Consider the following 18,492-nt stretch of genomic DNA (forward strand, 5'->3'; position numbering starts at 1 on the left):
ACAAACTGTCTCTATTCTAAATTTATTTTACAGAAGCTTTCCTAGCTTCGGCTTTCTCTACAGCAGTCTTATAAAGTACTTTATAGGATACAGCAGTTACTCCTCCTAATACCAATACTCCTGCTAGACCTACTAATACTGAGCCTGCGGCAAGTGTAGCTGGATTAGTTAATAATAATGTTGCAGGTATTCCACTTGGTGGTACAGCATCTACTAGGATGTTTCCTTGAGTAAATACACCAAACATCATTCCGCCTAAGAACGTAAAGAAGAATACCCAGGCTTGTCTCCATGGTAAATTCTTATGAGTTGACAGATATAGTATTCCGTATAATATTGCAAGATATACCCAGAAGCCTGCATTTCCTACTGCACTATTAAATACTGTAGGTAACCATAAGTCCGTACTAACTAATAGTAAGATGTTAGCTAACGTTAATGCTAATACACCTACTAAGAATCTTTCTTTTATTCCATAGAATGCCACAGTAAAGAATACTACATACATTACTATACCTATGAAGAATACCCAGTTAAACGCATTGAATATCATGCTCATGTATTCCGGATAGAATACTTGTAAATTAGGTATTTCATGCATAGCTACAGATAATTCATGTTTTTCTAATACTGTAGCAACTGTAGATAATGGAAGTTTTAATCCTATTCCATATCCACTAAATACTGACGTGAATATTGTAGTTCCTATAAAGGCAACTATTAACGCGAAAGGTGCTGCAAGTATGAGGAATGTCTTAGAACTCATATGTCTACCTAAAGAATCTGCACCTTCTGCTGATCCTATGAAATAATGGTGAAATGCTAAGATTACAATCAACGTCATTAATAGTCCGAATAGTGCTTCTCCAGTAGCGAACATTATCGGAGCGAAGATCCCATCTAATGAAACTACTAAGTATACTAAAGACGTGGCTATTATAGCCCATAGAGATCCTAAAACTAACATCATTTTCTCCTTATAATTCTCGTACTTGCATATAGGCAACATTACTAGTGATCCTGCTTCTATCATAAACATTGTTACGAACCAAGATAATGGGATAAAGAATAATAGGATGTAGGGATTCATTTACATCACCTTTTTCTTACCCTGATCGTTAGAATTTACAGATTTTAATGAGGGAATGTTAGGAGACTGAGCAGAAGTGCTTCCGAAAGTAGTAGTTAATGATGCTACGTCTTGAGCCACTTCTTTTCCACTGAATAATCTTCTTAATATGTATAATGTGCCTACAACTGCTATTACTATTGCAGTCATTATAGCAATTCCTATAGGTAAAACGTCTGGATTATTGTTAAATCCTTGACTTGTAAGCATTCCTGCTTCTATTGTATATAGTCCGCTAGATGTTGCTACCATAGGTCCCCATATAACGAATGGTTGTCTTCCTGTTTCAGCAGCTACCCAACCGGATTCCCACGCTATTAATTGTAACCATCCTATTAATAATGTAACGTATAATGGAACTTTCTTATCTAATGGAGCATCTAAACCTAAGAATTTGAAAGCATTTTTCAATGATGGTAATTTAAAAAATGTAAATGCTGCCAATATCCAGAATACTAAGGCACCTAATATACCTAGCGTAGCATGAAGATCGTATGCATTGTGAGCTACCCACCATATTGGATCTTGTACACTCTGTACAAAACTAGAATATCCTAATACTAACGCATTAGGATTAGGAGGCCATGTAGATAGTAGTGCTAAACCGCCGGGAATTGATATTGGACCAACAGACATTGGTGCTCCTTTAGCAGTTTGCATTACGCCTTCTAATGTTGCAAGCTTTAATGGTTGTATTGCATAAAGGGTCTTTCCTGCATTATCTCCTGCCCAACCTAAGAATATTGCGTCTATTGCTGCAAGGAATATCGCTAATTTTAATCCTCTATTATAGTATTCTACTTCGTCGTGTGTTAAATTCTTCTTAAATAATTTCCTGAATGAGAAGTATCCGGCCAAACTTCCGAAACCTACAAACCATGCTCCTGCAACTCCCATAGGTACTTCAGCATTTGCTGCTGGAGGCCATAATGATCCTAATGGATCAACATTAGTTATTGCACCAGTTTGTGCAAATTGAACTATATTAAATCCTACAGGCGTATTCATCCAAGAGTTTACTAGGATTATAAGAAGAGCAGACGCTGTAGATCCTACACCTACTAATAGCCCTAACATCATGTGTGCATTTCTGCTTACTCTATCCCAGCCGTATAGATATAAACTAAGGAATATCACTTCCGAGAAGAACGCTAATACTTCTATTTCAAAAGGTAGTATATCTACCTCGTTTACTACATACATCCATTTATACCAAACTGTTATGAATTCTACTGCTATTGCTGCACCTAATGCTGAACCTACTGCAAAAAGTACTGCCATAACTATTGAAAATCTTTTTGCTATTGCTAAATAGTAGGGATCGTTCCTTTTGTATCCTAAGTATTCTGCAGTTACTATAAAAAATGGAAGAGATATTGCCCAATATGTAAAGAGCATATGTCCGCCCATAGTAAACGCTGCAAGTACTCTATCGAAAACGAATAGACTCATATTTTTCACCTAATCTAAATTTATTTAAAATGGATTGATCATTATAAACTTTAATAAGTAGTATATATTGGACTAAAACGTGTTTTTTACGTTATAAGTTCTACAAAAATTTTAGGAATTACCAATTGAAATCTATAAAAATGTCAGTTCTGTTAAATCAGGGAAAAATAATTAATAAAATAAACTTTATCATAAGTTCAATAATACTTATACCCTTATTCAATATTAATAAGATAGAAAGTAATAAAAAATCAGAATGAGAGTTATGTAATAATGGGAAATAGCTTATGCTTTGAAGTTAAGAGAGAAATAACTGAAAAACCTACTTTAATTATGCTAAATAGAGATCTTTTTAGAAAAATTACGGAAAACGAAATTTATCTTAAAGTATTATCTTATCCAGACTTTAAAGTAGCAGGAGTTAGCAAAAGTTATTATTATTATGCGTTAGAAAAATTAAAGGAAATTAATTTAATTAGAGATAGGAAAATTAATTTTAAACTTGTTGTTTCATATTTTTATGATAATAAAAATCAATTAATCAAAATAGACCCTGCATTTATCTTTATAGGGAAGAACCTTATGTACGTCTTCGATTCAAGAAGGAGATGTAATATGGATTATGAATTATTAGTAGATTTAGGAATAGAAGATGGTAGAAATACAAATTTATGCAAAAAAGTTAAAAAGGCGCTTTCTAATATGATAAATGAATATCTAACAACAGGTGTAATTAATGTTATCTAAAAATTCTTTATTATGGTTTTTGGGAGGTTTATTAGCAGGAATTGGTTATATATTTGGAGTGTTTTATTTAATGATTACTAAGAAAGATCCTAGTAGATGGCTTGGATTAATGCTATTTTTAGGTCCTTTTGGTTCAATAATGCTATACTTCCTTTGCAGAAACGAACATAAAGATATAGCTACGTTGTCCATGTATTTATTCTATGGATTTTTAGTATGGATACCAATAGCATTGTTACTAGGAATAAATCCACTATATCAGATCTTCGGTTACATACACGGATGGTTAGGAAGCTAAAATATTAAAAAAAGTACATTTTTAGTATAACAATATAGAATTATGTGTTGATTAAGCTAAATACTAGTTTTTTAAGAAAAACTCTTGAATTTAAATAGGAACGTCTCTGAAAGTAGGTATTTTAATACTCTTGAGATTTTTTAGATATTTATGTAAAATTTCATCTACTATTGTATTCCATAGTTTAGCAGGAAGCTTAGAATATCTTCCTTCATCCCCTATTTCCCCTACTTTTGCTCCTATACTATTCGCTATTCTTCGTAATCCGAAAACACACTCCGTATAAACTGGACATTCTGGACAGCCATACTTTGATGATCTCATATCTATAAAGATAAGCATCTTATTGTTTTTATCAATATATGCTATGCTATTATCAAATTCTATTCCCTTTTCATTGATTACTATTGGAATTATAGCTTTAAACGATATTGCATTATCTTCTATCAGTTCTAATTTTTTTAATTGAGATAATATATAATAATAGTAACTTTTACTTAAATGTAAACTTTCTCTATTATCGTTAACCAAAACTTTTGAATAAATATCCTCAGAAAGTTTATTAAAATACTCTCTAGGCAAAAGTACAAGATTTTCCGTCTCACCTATAACTCTATTAATCTTAACTAGTCTGTAATCGCACATAGGAATCTATGTAAATATTTATGATTTATAATTATATATAAATCTAAATCTAGAGTTTATATAGTACTTTTAGACTGAGATACCCTAAAATAAACGTAAAAAGAAGAACATTCTAACGTAAAATTACGTGAGTATTATATTATCTTATGTAACATTTAAAATAATTCGCTATCATTTTTTAAATTTTTGTCGAAAAGAGCAGAAAAAGGTAAAAATAATTTTTTAATGAATTGGACTTTTTCTATAGGATATTATCCTATTTTCCTAGATAAATATATTAAACACTTAGGAAAAGATTACTTTATGATAAACGTAGGTTTGTATTATAGGGTAAAAAAAGGTCATGAGGAAGATTTTGAGAAGGCATTTCAAGGGGTAATAAATTTCCTAAAAACTTTTCCTGGTTTTATTGACGCTAAGCTATATAAGAGAGTCGATGATCCACAAGAATACTTGATTTATAGTGAATGGGATTCACTTGATACTTTTAGAAGATTTATTTCTAGTAGAGAATACAAAGATACTACAGGATACGGAAAGAGTATATTAGAAGGCATGCCAAAACATAAGGTCTTACAAGAGATAAACACATAGTTAACTAAGTTAAAGTATTTATTGATTATTTTTACATAATACAATTTAAATTTTTGTCTAAGAAGATAGTACTAATGAAGAATATTTATCAAATGATATTAATAACTAGACCTTGGGGTTTTATTTTACCGATAGTCTGTGTAAGTTTTTCTTTCTCTCTTGGATATTATATTTATAGAATATTTAATATTCAATTTTTCATTTTAACAATTTTGGGTACTGTTCTTTTTAATGCGTCAGTTGACGTTTTAAACGATTATTTTGATTATAAGAAAGGTTTAGATTCGGAAAATTCAGGCACAGTTAAATATAGACTTCATCCAATAGTCCAAGGAGTATTAACTTCTACTAATACACTATTATACGGACTTATTTTAGGGATGATAGGTATGGCAATAGCGATATATTTAACTTTATTTAGATTTTATGCAATAATATTTGCCTTAATAGGCTTCTTTATGGTCTACGCTTATAATGGACCACCTTTTTCTTGTAAATATAAGGCTTTAGGAGAAATAGAAGTTTTTATAACATATTCATTTCTTATTATAGCAAGTTATTATATTACAACAAGTCATATTTCAATAATATCTTTCTTCGATTCCTTACCTCTAGCATCAATAATAACTGCAATTCTTGTAGCCAATAATATGAGAGATGCCAATACTGATAAATTAAACAAAATAAAGACTTTAGCAACAATTTTTCCAGATAAAATAAAGAAGATTTATTTATTCCTTTTGATAATTCTTCCTTATTCACTTATACCATTACTAATATTATTTGGATACTTACCTTATCTAGATATATTGATATTGCTTACGTTACCACTCTCTACCAAGATAGGAAAATATGTATACATAAATTTACCTATAGATTCTGATCCGCAAACAGCTAAAGTTCTAATAATATTTGGATTAACTTACGTATTCTTGACGCTTCTAAGTTCATTTTGATTAATTTTAACTATTTTTTCTCTGAGCATTATTAAATCTTTGAAATTTTTAGCTTTTAATATATTATCTATTTCATTTAAAGCTTCAGTAACTAATCCGAGTTCCACCATATCCAATAACTTTGATTCAATAATCCAGACATTGTTAGGATCTTTTTCTATAGCCTTTTCATACTCTTTTATAGCCTCGTCATATTTTCCTTTTTCATCAAGAAAATTTCCCTTAAGATAGTGATACATTGAAAAATTTTTATAATCAATGATTGATGCTTTTTCAAGACACTCTAATGCTTCGTCTATTTTTCCTAAATTAAAAAGTAGTAAGGCTTTCTTATAATGGAAATCTATTACATGAGGATCCAATTTAATAGCCTCATTATATTCTTTCAATGCCTCTTCAGGATTTAATGTACTATATATTTCTCCAAGCATAAAGTGAGGCCACGGATCTAAGGGATTTATTTGTGAAAGCTTTCTTAATTCCTCAACTTTTAGTCTAGTGCCTTGTGGTGATTCAACCATTATTAAAGTATAATAGAACTTAACATATAAAAGTTCATTATTTTAATTAAGTTATGACAATACTAACAGTGTTAATAAGAAAAAGGCCTTCTTTTCATAAAATTTACTTATTTTCTTGTTTTCGAGAAATAGTAGTATGTCATTCAAAATTTCTAGACGGGATTTTCTAAAGTTAGCGCTAACGGCTACTATGCTTGCAGCACCAGAATGGGATAAGGCAATAGGAAAAGCAGTAGACATGATAAAAAATGGTGACGTAAATATAGTATGGTTTGAAGCACAGGCATGTGAAGGAAATACAACAGCTATAATACAAGCTACAGATCCTACAGTAGTTCAAGTTCTTTTTGGAGCAAGTCCACTAATAGGACCTGGCAGCGTAAAAATATCTTTTTGGCCAAGTCTAATGCCACAACAAGGAGAACAAGCAATAGATATATTAAATGACGTAATTGCTGGGAAATATAATCCTTATGTACTAGTATTAGAAGGAAGTTTCCCTGATGAGAAAACTGCACAGCAATATAATTCTGGAGGATTTTGGGGAATGTTAGGTCCAAAGACTCTAAATGAATGGGTAGCAGAACTATTACCTAATGCAGTTGCAGTTCTATCAGTAGGAAATTGTGCATCCTATGGAGGGTTAATAGGCGATAAAGTATATCAACCACCGCCTAAATTCATAACGCCAACATGGTCTCCATCACCCACTGGTGCAGTTGGATTTTTCGACGATCCGTTAAGAGGATATAAAGGACTGTTAAGCAGATTATATGAGGATAATTACTTAAATGGACAAGCCGGCGCAGCACCATTCTATACTTTCGTTAAGAATCCTAATTCTTACCTTGATATAACTCCATCTCCTTCTGCTTCTGTGAAACCGGCAATAGCAGTGCCTGGTTGTCCAGCCAATGGAAACGGTATAATGAGGACATTAGCTAATTTAGTGCTATGGGCAGGAGGTTTAGCTCCATTACCAGAAGTTGATCAATACTGGAGACCGATGTACTTTTTCCAATATACAGTTCATGAACAATGTCCCAGAGCTGCATGGTATGCTGCAGGAGAATTTAGGACTCAGCCAGGTCAGCCTAACGCTGCATGCTTATTTGAGGTTGGATGTAAAGGTCCAGTATCTAATTGTCCGTGGAATAAATACGGTTGGGTTGGAGGTATAGGAGGGCCGACGAGAACTGGCGCAGTATGTATTGGATGTACTATGCCTGGTTTTTCTGATCTATACGAACCGTTCTATAAGCCTTTACAGGTTCCAACCCCGTCTTCTACTCTAACAACTGCAGGATTAATAGGCGCAGGTATAGCGATCGGTGCTGCGGTAGGATTAGCTGAAAAGAAAATGGTACAAAAAGGAGGGTTGAGGTCGAAATAGCATGCAGTTACCTTTTGGGGATTATTTAGTAGGCAATTCATTATATCCTTTAGCATTAGATTTGTTCATTCCTACAATAGTATTTTTCTTCTTTGGTGCATCATATAGAGTATTTAGATACTTTGCAGTTTATAAGAAACCGTTTATACCTTACGCTACGTCTGTTATGAGAGAAACGTCTTCAACAGAAAAAGTTAAGAAATTAGTTGATACTTTTGCTAACTCCAGTAAAGTGGGAATGAAAAGAAAACCAGTAACTACTGCCGCAGGTCTTCTTATGCACTTATCATTAATTGTTATAATATTTCTTCTAGCTCAGCATATGGTATTTTGGGCTTATTATATTCCTCCTTATAAAATTCTATTTCCTTTTGCTATTCCTGAAAGTTCTGCAGATGGTGCATTAGCCTTTACATTAGCTACTTCGCCTTATACTTCCACATCATATCCTTTTGTTCATGATATATGGGGACCTTTAACTATAATTCTGAACGGTCAATATATAACATATATCCTAATGATACTTTTAGGAATATATTTGGGTCATAAGTTTCATGCTTTAGCTGAAGGATTAACGTTAAGATCTGGGGATTGGTGGTTCTTCTTACTACTTTATATTGATATAATATTAGGATTCTTAGCAACTTCCCATATACCTAATAGTGTAGTATATTACGATGATTTACTAGGAGCCCATATAATAGTCGCAGAGGTTTTAATAGCCACATTACCCTTCACTAGAGGTTTTCATATGTTTGAATTCTATCTTGGTAAAGTTAGGGAATGGTATTTTATGACATATAGAAGAGGTGAAAAATAATGGCAATAGCAGAAACTAAAGTAGATATGGAAGCATTAAATAAGGCAATAGACGAAGTATTTTATGGCCAGCTAGACTCTACTATGCTTTATTATTTCCAATCATGTGTTAATTGTAAGGCCTGCGAAGCAGCTTGTCCATTTACTCCAACATCATTACATTATTCTCCCGTAAATAAAGCAGAAGTATCTAGAGAACTTTATAGATATAGATTTAGTGTATGGGGAAAGACTATAGGCAGATTCATAGGTGGAAGTAAAAAGTATCTTTCTCTAGAAGAAGCAGAAACTATGGTAGATTACGTGTGGCATTGTACTAATTGTGGAGCATGTATGTTTGTCTGCCCAATGGCAATTGATAGCGGAGCTATGATAGATCTACTTAAGCAGGTTGCGTTTAAAGCCGGAATGGTACCTAAAATTTATAGGGATATAGCAGATTTAGAGATTTCTGGAAAATACTGGGAAATAGATTTCTTTAAGAATTCATGGAATTCTTTAATTTCAAAAATTAAAGACGCTATAGGGAAAGAAGTACCTTTAGATAAGAAAGGAAGCGAAGTGTTATTTTATACCAGCATTTATGAAGCATTAGCTTATCCTGATGTTTTAGTAAAAGTGGCAAAAATTCTCGATATGCTTAATAAAGACTGGACATTTATGTCAAAACCGCTTGGAATAAGACCTCCAATTGGATTAGTAATAGGAGATAAGGAAGGAGCTGCAGAAGTTATGCAAAGAGTTTATTCGTACTTTACTGATATTTCTCCAAAATATGTTATGTTAACTGCAGGAGGTTTTGAATATCCTTCCCTAAGGTATACTATGCACGAAACATTTAAAGTGAAACCTAAATACGAAGTTGTTCATGTAACAGAACTTTTAGCAAAATGGTACGAAAATAAGGAGTTTGAGATAGAACCATTAGATGAGACTATAACGTGGCACGATCCATGTCAGTTAGGCAGAAGGGGAGGAGTTTTTGAAGCACCTAGAGTTCTCATGAAAGCTTTATCTAAAAAATTCAAGGAGTTACCTAGTCATGGCGTAAATAGTTTTTGCTGTAGTAGAGGAGGTGGTGGATGCGGAGTTCCTTCTATGGTTGAAAATATGGCAAAAACATTAGGTATTCCTGTAAGTGATGACGATAAGAAGTTCCTAGATAGCACATTAGAACCACTAATAAAAGCTGGTAAGATTAAAGTAAATGAAATCAATAAGATAAAGGCTAAAGAAGTTCTTACTGGATGTCCAGTCTGCATAGAAAGTATAGGTTTCTCAATAGATTACTATCATGCTAGTTCGAAAGTTAATCATATAGTAGATATATTAGCTGATAGAATAAAGGTGAATAAAAAATGAAAGTTAATTATGTTTTTTATTTTATCTTAATTAATAATATAAAAGGTGAAAATATATGTCTTCAATAAAATTAACCGTAGATCCTGTAACTAGAGTTGCGGGACATTTAGGTATGACCGCAACTGTAGATACAAATACAAGGCAAGTAATAAACAATCAAGGGTATACATATGTAACTATGTTTAGAGGCTTTGAAGTATTCCTCAGAGGTAGGCAACCGCCAGACGCTGTTCACATAACCTCTAGATCATGCGGAGTCTGCGGTGCTGCACACGCTAACGCTTCAGTAAGAGCTAACGATATGGCTTTAGGAGCAGTACCGTATCCTCTAGGGCAAACTTTGAGAAATTTAGCATATGCTATGACAGACATGATTTATGACCATTTAATAATACTTAACGTCTTGGAAGGTCCAGATTTTTCAGCTCAAGTTATGCAAACGTATTATCCATCATGTTGGCAAACAGCTCAGCAAACTCAAGCAGAATATAGCGACATACATGGATTTTCTACTATAGCAGACATAATGACAGCATTAAATCCTTTTGCAGGATGGCTATGGGTTCATGCAGTAAAGGCTCAAATACTAGCTAGAGAAGCGGGAGTTCTAATATATGGTAGGCATTCTCATCCACCAATGCTAATACCTGGAGGAATAGGTACAGATCTATCTGTAGGCGAATCATTATTTACACAGTACATGTATAGACTAACAACTCTAACTGCAATGGCTAAAGTAGTAATAGCAGCATGGATGGACTTAGCTAATTTCCTTATAAATAACTGTAATTATCAATATCAAGGATTAACATATAGTGCTCCTACCTATATATCAAGCTATGGCTATGAGAGTCCAGAACTATATAGTAACCTAGGCGATACATATGAGGATATTTATAAGAATTATGATACTTTAGCCCAACAAGCTTCCGAAGGACCTCAGACAGTATTTAGAGCTACTATTGTGAGAAATGGTGAATTATTAAGTAAAAGTTTCATAGATCTTAATGTAGGCCAACTTGAATTTGTCAATTCTTCTTACTATCATAATTGGGCTCATATAACTTCGCCTTTTACTGAGACTGATCCTATAGGGAATAAATTAGCGTGGGGATTAACAGAAAGTGATGGAACACCTCTATATATGTATCATCCATGGAATAAGACTACAATACCTAATCCTCAAGCCATGAACTTTATGGATAAATACAGTTGGGATGCAGAACCTAGATTAAGCTGGAATGACGGAACTATATGGCCATACGAAACGGGTCCGTGGGCAAGACTTCACGCTGTTGCTCATTATCATCCAAATAGTCCTATAGTCAAAAACGGTAAAATAACGATAACTTTACCTACAATAAGTGAAATTCCTGCGTGGTTACCGTCAGGTTCTTCTGCAGAATGGACAGTAGAATGGGAACCTCCGAATCATTCTACTACATTAAGTAGAATAGTAGGAAGAGCTGTGGATATAGCAGCTGCAATATTTACTGCATGGGATAACTTACAATATGGATTAGAAACATTTATGAAAAATCAAACTAGTCCAAAGACCTCTAGACCTTGGAAGCAACCATCATTCTCAGTAGGTGTTGGACAATATGAAGTTCCTAGAGGAACAAGTAGACATTGGTTAGTTAATAGTAATTATAGCATAGCTAATTACCAATATCAAGCTCCGACTACAGCAAATGTAAGTCCAAGAGATAATAGATGTAATGGACCTTGGTGTATAAACGGACAAGCTATAGGCGCCTTCGAGATGTCAGTTATAAATACTAAAGTTATGGAAGAAGTACCACCAGATCAATGGGTAGGATATGATTTCCTTAGAGCTATAAGGAGTTTTGATCCGTGTTTAGTCTGTGCAGCTCATTTCGAAATTAAGGGAAAAACAAATAGGAGTATAGATCATTTAATAACACCAGTGTGTAATACATGACATGCCTTAAGGTGAAATCTAAAGAAATCCCTAAAAACTCCATGGTAGAGTTTTATTTTCCTGCGGAAAGACCTTGGGAAAGGAAACCCGTTCTTTTAATAAATTTTGATGAAGAAATTTATGCACTAGAAGCATTCTGCACTCATAATGGATTATCATTAGAAGATGGATTTCTGACTGAGGATGGAAGAATTGTTTGCCCATGGCACGGTTCAGTATTTGATGTTAAAACTGGGAAAGTACTTGATGGACCTGCAAAAAGAGATCTTAAGAAGTATAATGTTAAAATTGAAGGAGAAGAGGTGATAGTAAGTGAGTGAAATCTCGGCTTCGGGTTTTACTGGAGTATTTACAGTTAGATCTTTTTCAGATCCTGATTTGTATGCTTTTGCGGGTAGATTAGCCGGTTTAGGTTATTCAGTAGCTCAAATAAAGTTGAGTGGATCTACTGGATACATATATATTCCTTTAGATGAAAGCGGAGCCTTTGCTAAGAAGAATCTGGGAGAAATATTTTACCAACCAAGAACGTTTACTGTAGTGTCAGACGATTTAGGTAATTTTCAATTAGCTTCAGGAGAAATGATGAGAGCTTTAAAAGAGAGCGGTTCCAGTAGTATAGATTATGCAGAATTGTCTATAAGCTATGAAAGAGTTCTAACTTTACATAGGACTTCTTTTGAAGGTTGGGACTTGAGAGGTTTTACAATATCGAGAAACCTATTAAACTCAAAGGATTATGAACAGATTTCTATATCCAAAGTTAATGATGATCTATCGAGATACCTAATTACTATATATAACAGGGGAGATTACGAGACTATAGCTAAGATAGTATCAATGCTTAGACCTAAAATGGACGAAACTATAGATTTTTTGGATAAATATATAAAAAATCTTTTTAAAGTAGAAGGAGAAATTAAAGGTGAAAGTTATGGATCTACCTAAACAGATTGAATTAATTTTCAGAGAGAATTCTCCTTTAGCTACAAAATTATCTGAAGAAATCACTAAATTAGCTCCCAAAGTTACAGAAAAAACCGGATTAGAAAAAATAAAGGTTATGAATTTCTGCGGCTCTCACGAATGGACTACTACACATTACGGATTAAGATCTTTGATGCCAAGAGAGGTAGAATTAATTCCTGGTCCAGGTTGTCCAGTCTGTGTTACTCCATCAAGTGATATTGAAAATGTAATAAAATTAGCAATGGATGGCTATAGAGTTTACACTTTTGGCGACGTATTTAAATTACCTACAGTAAATCATTATAAGAAAGATCAAATAGGTAGCCTAGCTATGGCTAAAGCTGCTGGTGCAGACGTTAGAATTGCGTATAGTTTTGTTGATGCTATAGAAGATGCTAAAAAAGACAATAAACCGTCAGTATTCTTTGGAGTAGGTTTTGAAACTACTATTCCTAGCTACGCAGTTCTATTTGCTAAAGAAAAAATACCTAAGAACGTAATGTTTTACTCTGCTACAAAATTAACAGCTCCTGCAGCTGAATATGCAGTAAAAATACATAAGGCAAGCAAGAGAAGTCCTGTCTCTGGAGTTATAGGTCCTGGTCACGTTTCGACAATTATAGGAGCAATAGGTTGGGATTTCTTTCCAAAAGAATATAAGATACCTGCAGTAGTAACAGGATTTGAACCAATAGATGTATTAACTGGAATTTTAACAATTCTAAAAGATCTTTATACTGGTGACATAAAATATACTAACCTAGAATATAAAAGAGTTGTGAAACCAGAAGGAAATCTTTATGCTCAAGAAGAAATTAGGGAAGTATTTGACGTTGTTGACGCAATATGGAGAGGAATAGGTGCGATTCCTAAGAGTGGATTGGATTTGAATGAGAAATATTCAGAGTACAATGCTAGACTTCAATTAGGATTGAAAGAAAAACCATGGGATTACGATCTTCCTCCTGGATGCAAATGTAATGAAGTCACATTAGGCACTGCATATCCAGACGAATGTCCATTATTTATGAAGGCATGTACTCCTGCTAGACCTTGGGGACCTTGTATGGTATCAATGGAAGGAGCATGTGCGGTATGGGCAAGATTTGGATCTTCCCAGAAAGTTTTGGATGCATTAAAAGAGGTGAAATAGCATGTGTTGGGCAGTTCCAGCTAAAGTTATTTCAATAGATTCTGACGTTATGGCAACTGTAGATTTAGGAGGAAATACATTAAAGAAGGTTGCTATAGGAGTAGACAATCTAAACAAAGGAGATTACGTAATGGTTCACGCTGGTGTGATAATAGCTAAGTTAAGTAAAGAAGAGGTCATAGAAAATATAAAATTTATAGCAGAACAAATTAAAGAAACTGCAGAAATAGAAGGAGATAATCCGGATGAGGCAGTAAAATCTTTCATGGATTCTGTTTCGGGTATTCTAAAAGACGTTGGAAGTGAGAGTTAATGGACAGAATTTTAATATCTCATGGTAATGGCGGTAAAGATACACAGAACATTTTACAAAAATACATATTTTCAAAATTACCTGAAGATTTGAAAAAAACTAACAATGGTTTAGGTTTGGATTACCCAGATGACGGTGCAGTAATTAGTTCTGGAGATAAAATTATAGTTTCCACTGATTCCCATACAATAGATCCTTATTTCTTTCCTGGAGGAAGCATAGGAAAACTAGCAGTTTCTGGGACTATAAACGACGTTATAATGATGGGAGGAAAACCTATAGCAATATTAGATTCTATAATAGTAGCAGAAGGTTTTCCTTTAGACGATTTAGATAAAATAACTACTGATATGATATCCATACTGAAAGAGTTTAACATTTCATTAATAGGTGGAGATTTCAAAGTTATCCCTTCAGATTCTATGAAAGGAATTGCTATAAATACTGTAGGAATTGGAGTAAGTAAAAATCCTATAATAGACAGAGTAAGTGAGGGGGATTCCATAATAGTTACTGGGCCTATAGGAGTTCATGGTTCAGTAATAGCTGCATTACAATATGGTATTGAAACTCAGCTTAAAAGCGACGTTAAGCCATTAATGAAACTTCTGGAAATATTTGATAAATTTCAAGGAGATATTCACGCCGCTAGAGATCCTACTAGAGGAGGATTAGCAGCTACTTTGAACGAATGGGTTCAATTATCTGGCAAAATGATAAGTATAGATGAGAAAGATATACCAATTCCTGATGAGGTTAAATCTATAACAGAAGTAACGGGATTAGATCCTTTAGTTCTAGCTAACGAGGGCGTTGCAGTACTTTCAGTATCTTCAGATAAAGCAGAAAATATTGTTGAAGAGTTAAAAAAATTGGGCTTCGAGCCTAGCATCATAGGTAAGGTTATTGAGCCTAAAAATAAGGATAATAAAGGTTTAGTAATTATAAGGACAGAGGTAGGAGGAGCTAAAATTCTTGAAATGCCTTCTGGTGACATAGTACCAAGAATATGTTAGAGGCGATAAATATGAGTTCAATTTTAGATATAATTCAAGAAATACTAGCTCTTAAGGATACAATAAAAAACGAAATCCAGAAACCATTAAAACAAGAATTGCTAAGCCCATTATATGAAATAAAAACTACTAAAGAAGATATTAACTTAGACGAATTATTGAAAAAATATGACGCAAAAGACGTTGTTGACTTAGTAAATAAGATAAGAAAAAGTATGGTGAAATGATGAATATCGTAGTAGGCTTTATTCCTTTTTTCTCTACTCCAGATGGTCAAGTAGTCGAAGAAGTTTTTAACTTATGGAAAAATAAGAAGAACGTTATAGACCTTGAAACAGACCCAGTAGACGCTGCAGATCAAGTTAAACGATTGTCTGCAGATAAAGTTCTCCTAGTAGGAAGCAGTCGTTATGCGCCAGAAGGTATATCAGAAAAGGAATTCACTTTAGAGACTAACGATCCTTGGGAAATGATGGAGCTTATAAGACCCGGCCTAGATGGAAGATATTACGTTGAAGACATAGCTTACGGCGTTTTAATTTTCGGAGGATACAAGAAAGTTTACGCAATATACTACAAGGGAGAATACTCAGAAGAAAAAGTCAAAGAACTAAATAAGAAAGTAGAGGAAAAACTAGAATGGCTGTCAAAGTTATAGGCATGGGAAATAGGCTTTACGGAGACGATGCTATAGGATCTTTGACTGCAGAATGTATGAACGCTTTTGATGCAGAAGCTAATGGTTTCCAAGCTTTAACTTTCATAGAAAAAGGAGATATAGTGTTTTTTATTGACGCGGTTATAATGGAAGAGGAATTTAACTTATTCAAAGTAGATATAGAAAAGGATAACTTTGTAGAAATCTCAGATCCTCATAGACTTTCCCCAGTTCAAGTTATTTCACTCTCAAAAAAATCAGGTAATGTACCTAAAGAAGCTTACATTTTAGCTATTAAGCCTGAAAAATTGGATTGGCCTGGTGTATCAGATAAGGCTATTGAAAGAATCAAAGAATTGTTAACTAAATATCAAGATTTTTTGAAAAAATTTGGTATAGACGTAAATGTAGAGAATGTTGTTAATTGTCTAAAGGAGAGAAGTAATACTCCATGGTAAATATTTAATTAAATAAATTTTGTTTCCTAATATTAACTTAGAATCTAGCAATAGAGAATTAAAGAAAAATTTTTTATTTAAATTCATTAATTTTCATCTATGAACATTGAGGAAGAAGCATTAATTTGGGCATCAATAACTCTTGTATTAAGTATTTTACTAACATTTTTTGCAGGAAGACATTATTTTAAATCAAAGAATATAATGTGGCTCTTCTGGTTTTTAGGATTCGTTTTGTTTGTTGTAGCTGCAATTTGCCAAGAATTCTTTGCTTTCGGAATAGGGGGATATTTATTAAGTGCAATTTATGTTTTTTCAGTAGCTGAGTTAGTAGTAATTCTTTCATTAGGTTCAATACAACAAGCACCAAAGAATTGGATTAAGGTTTATTATTGGTACTCATTTTTCGTTACAATAGCTATAATTGGCTCTATCCTTCTTCAAAGATTTAACGTTCTTGAAAATTACCTTCCTATGAATTTTCCTCCAGTAGTCATGGGAACCTCGTCTATGGGAACAATTGTTGGCTCAGGCGTAATTCTATTTTTTGCTGCAAAAGCGTTACTTTTTAAAGGTAATAAAATAAAGATGTCTTCAGTAATTTTAGGTATAGTTATATTAGGGTTCGGAGGAACTTTAGTTTCAGGCGGATTTATAGAGGCACTATACATTTCAGAATTTATTGGGATGTCATTATTTTTATATGGAATCTCTTAATTACATACTATATTCAGGATTTTAATATTATTCTAAGTTCTTCTTCTAGCATTTTCCTTAAATCCTCAGTACACTGTTTTTTCCTTAGAGCGTTTTTAACTATCCTACTCGGAATAGTAATAGTTTTACCGGGAAAATCTCTTGTCTCACCATTAGAAATTATAAAAACTCCTCCAACTGGATATTTTAATCCTTCTAATTCCTGCTCTTTTGTAGACACTACGTCCACTATATTTTCTATAGATGAATTTTTCAAAATTTCTCCATTAGTCAATTTCACATCCCCAAGAAATACCTTACCGTGAGATATTAGCACAATATCAATATTTCTGAATTTTCCTAAGCCTTTTACTCTTTTTGCTGTATCATAAATTTTATCAACTTCCAAATTTTCCTTGGATTTCCTTATACATTCCCTAATGATATCTTCTAATTCTTTAGATTTTTCTTGAATATCTTTTATTTCTCCTAAATTTTTAGCGTTATTTTTAACGCATTCCAAATCATGTTTGCATTCATATTCTAATTCTTGATATAGAGTTTTAGCTTGAATTATAAGTTGAGCTATTGTCATACCATGATCGTAAACTTCTTGAGCAATATTTTCTCCTATATCTTTACACATCTGAGAGAGAATTTCTTTAGCGTCGTCAAGTGTGAGTTGTTCTAATATGATAGAATTTTCCCTTATTCTTCTTATTGTCGCTTCATCTTTAATTGAGGAAAGAACTCCTGAAGGTGAGGCAACAGCCAAAAAAGATGAACCAGAATTTATTATTTTATGAATATAAGGATAATAATGTTCTGCTCTGGCTTCATCCAGTAGGAGAACAGATTTTAATCCTATTTTCTTCATATCATCAAGAAATGTTATTAATCCGTCCAAACCCTCATATGTCTTACAATCGGGAAAATTTAATGAATATATCCTAACGAAAGGATTATCAACTCTTTTCTTGCATTGAGATTTAATCCATGTATAGAAATCCTTTTTTAGCCAAGTTAACTTTCCGTATCCAATTTCCTTTCTTCTATTAAAAATCTCATTAGATAAATTATTTATAATTCTTGAATTTTTGGCAAAAGACCAAAATTCATCAACGAAGGGTGTGTCTGAAGATAAATCCATATAAATTGGAAGATATCCAGAAGAACTTAGATCTTTACTTAAGTTAAGAAGAATGGTAGTTTTACCCATTCCTGGATCTCCGAAGATGAAAACTTTTCCATTTTGCAAGAGTCTATTTTTTATATCAGTGTAATATTTTTTATATTTAGATCCAAATATTTCTCTATTGTTGCTAGACCAAGTAGTTACGGTATCTGAGGGAAAATTACAAGACATAA

At 33.2% G+C, this 18,492-nt stretch carries 22 protein-coding genes; 17 read left to right on the plus strand and 5 right to left on the minus strand.

The features are described from left to right. Window positions 1-22: 22 nt before the first annotated feature. Together DFR85_RS19580 and DFR85_RS19585 are read right to left on the minus strand one after the other, a co-directional pair. Complete coding sequence (locus DFR85_RS19580) at window positions 23-1,090, minus strand: hypothetical protein (protein WP_110269743.1); 1,068 nt, start codon at window positions 1,088-1,090, stop codon at window positions 23-25. Beyond that, window positions 1,091-2,581, minus strand: coding sequence for a cytochrome ubiquinol oxidase subunit I (locus tag DFR85_RS19585; RefSeq protein ID WP_110269744.1), 1,491 nt, complete (start codon window positions 2,579-2,581; stop codon window positions 1,091-1,093). It abuts the gene before it with no gap. Window positions 2,582-2,854: 273 nt separating this feature from the next. On the opposite strand from DFR85_RS19585, the gene DFR85_RS19590 reads away from it, so the two are divergent. Then, window positions 2,855-3,328, plus strand: a complete 474-nt coding sequence (locus DFR85_RS19590) for a hypothetical protein (protein ID WP_110269745.1) — start codon at window positions 2,855-2,857, stop codon at window positions 3,326-3,328. Then, window positions 3,318-3,626, plus strand: coding sequence for a hypothetical protein (locus tag DFR85_RS19595; RefSeq protein WP_110269746.1), 309 nt, complete (start codon window positions 3,318-3,320; stop codon window positions 3,624-3,626). Before DFR85_RS19590 ends, DFR85_RS19595 begins: the two co-directional genes overlap by 11 nt. A gap of 90 nt (window positions 3,627-3,716) precedes the next feature. Here DFR85_RS19595 and DFR85_RS19600 read toward each other — a convergent pair whose 3' ends face one another. Next, window positions 3,717-4,271, minus strand: coding sequence for a hypothetical protein (locus tag DFR85_RS19600; RefSeq protein ID WP_110269747.1), 555 nt, complete (start codon window positions 4,269-4,271; stop codon window positions 3,717-3,719). Between the two features lie 303 nt (window positions 4,272-4,574). On the opposite strand from DFR85_RS19600, the gene DFR85_RS19605 reads away from it, so the two are divergent. Both DFR85_RS19605 and DFR85_RS19610 read left to right on the plus strand, forming a co-directional pair. Next, on the plus strand, window positions 4,575-4,865 hold the full coding sequence (locus DFR85_RS19605) for an antibiotic biosynthesis monooxygenase family protein (RefSeq protein WP_110271774.1): 291 nt from the start codon (window positions 4,575-4,577) through the stop codon (window positions 4,863-4,865). Window positions 4,866-4,939: 74 nt separating this feature from the next. Next, on the plus strand, window positions 4,940-5,821 hold the full coding sequence (locus DFR85_RS19610) for a UbiA family prenyltransferase (RefSeq protein WP_110269748.1): 882 nt from the start codon (window positions 4,940-4,942) through the stop codon (window positions 5,819-5,821). On the opposite strand, the gene DFR85_RS19615 is transcribed toward DFR85_RS19610, so the two are convergent. Beyond that, window positions 5,788-6,342: a tetratricopeptide repeat protein gene (locus DFR85_RS19615; protein WP_110269749.1), complete on the minus strand. Its 555-nt coding sequence runs from the start codon at window positions 6,340-6,342 to the stop codon at window positions 5,788-5,790. The genes DFR85_RS19610 and DFR85_RS19615 overlap by 34 nt on opposite strands. Window positions 6,343-6,478: 136 nt before the next feature. On the opposite strand from DFR85_RS19615, the gene DFR85_RS19620 reads away from it, so the two are divergent. The 13 genes from DFR85_RS19620 (at window position 6,479) to DFR85_RS19680 (ending at window position 17,145) form a co-directional block, all read left to right on the plus strand. After that, window positions 6,479-7,735: an NADH-quinone oxidoreductase subunit B family protein gene (locus DFR85_RS19620; RefSeq protein WP_110269750.1), complete on the plus strand. Its 1,257-nt coding sequence runs from the start codon at window positions 6,479-6,481 to the stop codon at window positions 7,733-7,735. Between the two features lies 1 nt (window position 7,736). Further along, window positions 7,737-8,555, plus strand: a complete 819-nt coding sequence (locus tag DFR85_RS19625) for a hypothetical protein (RefSeq protein WP_110269751.1) — start codon at window positions 7,737-7,739, stop codon at window positions 8,553-8,555. Next, complete coding sequence (locus DFR85_RS19630) at window positions 8,555-9,916, plus strand: (Fe-S)-binding protein (protein WP_110269752.1); 1,362 nt, start codon at window positions 8,555-8,557, stop codon at window positions 9,914-9,916. Before DFR85_RS19625 ends, DFR85_RS19630 begins: the two co-directional genes overlap by 1 nt. Window positions 9,917-9,971: 55 nt before the next feature. Continuing rightward, window positions 9,972-11,861, plus strand: a complete 1,890-nt coding sequence (locus DFR85_RS19635; RefSeq protein ID WP_110269753.1) for a nickel-dependent hydrogenase large subunit — start codon at window positions 9,972-9,974, stop codon at window positions 11,859-11,861. Beyond that, entirely contained in the window at window positions 11,858-12,181 is a 324-nt protein-coding gene (locus tag DFR85_RS19640) for a Rieske (2Fe-2S) protein (protein WP_110269754.1), read from the plus strand. The genes DFR85_RS19635 and DFR85_RS19640 overlap by 4 nt, the downstream gene beginning before the upstream one ends. Continuing rightward, window positions 12,174-12,809 carry a hypothetical protein gene (locus tag DFR85_RS19645; RefSeq protein WP_110269755.1) on the plus strand — a complete coding sequence of 212 codons (636 nt, stop codon included), beginning with the start codon at window positions 12,174-12,176 and terminating at the stop codon, window positions 12,807-12,809. The genes DFR85_RS19640 and DFR85_RS19645 overlap by 8 nt, the downstream gene beginning before the upstream one ends. Further along, window positions 12,796-13,983 carry a hydrogenase formation protein HypD gene (gene hypD, locus DFR85_RS19650; protein WP_110269756.1) on the plus strand — a complete coding sequence of 396 codons (1,188 nt, stop codon included), beginning with the start codon at window positions 12,796-12,798 and terminating at the stop codon, window positions 13,981-13,983. Before DFR85_RS19645 ends, hypD begins: the two co-directional genes overlap by 14 nt. A 1-nt stretch (window position 13,984) precedes the next feature. After that, a complete protein-coding gene (locus tag DFR85_RS19655; RefSeq protein ID WP_110269757.1) occupies window positions 13,985-14,296 on the plus strand; it encodes a HypC/HybG/HupF family hydrogenase formation chaperone in 312 nt (103 codons plus the stop codon). Beyond that, complete coding sequence (gene hypE / locus DFR85_RS19660) at window positions 14,296-15,312, plus strand: hydrogenase expression/formation protein HypE (RefSeq protein ID WP_110269758.1); 1,017 nt, start codon at window positions 14,296-14,298, stop codon at window positions 15,310-15,312. Before DFR85_RS19655 ends, hypE begins: the two co-directional genes overlap by 1 nt. 11 nt (window positions 15,313-15,323) lie before the next feature. Further along, a complete protein-coding gene (locus tag DFR85_RS19665; RefSeq protein WP_110271775.1) occupies window positions 15,324-15,539 on the plus strand; it encodes a hypothetical protein in 216 nt (71 codons plus the stop codon). Further along, window positions 15,536-15,970: a hypothetical protein gene (locus DFR85_RS19670; RefSeq protein WP_246252994.1), complete on the plus strand. Its 435-nt coding sequence runs from the start codon at window positions 15,536-15,538 to the stop codon at window positions 15,968-15,970. Before DFR85_RS19665 ends, DFR85_RS19670 begins: the two co-directional genes overlap by 4 nt. Further along, window positions 15,952-16,428, plus strand: coding sequence for a hydrogenase maturation protease (locus DFR85_RS19675; RefSeq protein ID WP_110269759.1), 477 nt, complete (start codon window positions 15,952-15,954; stop codon window positions 16,426-16,428). The genes DFR85_RS19670 and DFR85_RS19675 overlap by 19 nt, the downstream gene beginning before the upstream one ends. Window positions 16,429-16,527: 99 nt before the next feature. Continuing rightward, entirely contained in the window at window positions 16,528-17,145 is a 618-nt protein-coding gene (locus DFR85_RS19680) for a hypothetical protein (RefSeq protein WP_110269760.1), read from the plus strand. 13 nt (window positions 17,146-17,158) lie between these two features. On the opposite strand, the gene DFR85_RS19685 is transcribed toward DFR85_RS19680, so the two are convergent. Further along, window positions 17,159-18,490: an nSTAND3 domain-containing NTPase gene (locus DFR85_RS19685; protein ID WP_110269761.1), complete on the minus strand. Its 1,332-nt coding sequence runs from the start codon at window positions 18,488-18,490 to the stop codon at window positions 17,159-17,161. Window positions 18,491-18,492: the final 2 nt, after the last annotated feature.

The sequence above is a fragment of the Acidianus brierleyi genome, from assembly GCF_003201835.2.
GTDB lineage: Archaea > Thermoproteota > Thermoprotei_A > Sulfolobales > Sulfolobaceae > Aramenus > Aramenus brierleyi.